The sequence below is a fragment of the Salinimicrobium oceani genome (assembly GCF_012037645.1).
Map to the genome: position 1 here is coordinate 1 of NZ_JAAVJR010001542.1, position 294 is coordinate 294.

General features: G+C 43.2%; 1 protein-coding gene. It reads left to right on the forward strand.

From position 1 onward, the window contains the following. Nucleotides 1–294 (forward strand): ion channel (locus HC175_RS22985; RefSeq protein WP_235942736.1); only part of this gene is annotated, 294 nt, incomplete at both ends.

Genomic DNA, 294 nt, shown 5'->3' on the forward strand with positions numbered 1-294 from the left:
TTCAAAATTTTTCGGAAGAAAAGTATTTGATTACAGTGGCATGATCGTGAATCTGGCGGTACTCTTTGTCTGGATCTTGCTGGTCTGGCTGGGATTGTTCCTGGTTTACTCCTACGACCCTTCCGCAATTACTAACAGTGATTCCAGGCCTGCCAATTGGGTGGAAAGACTCTACTACACGGGCTATGTACTTTCTACCCTGGGCCTTGGGAATTTTAAACCTACCACGCCTTTTTTTGAAATCCTTACCAGCGTTTTTTCCTTTTTTGGATTCATCTTCTTTACCAGCTCTAT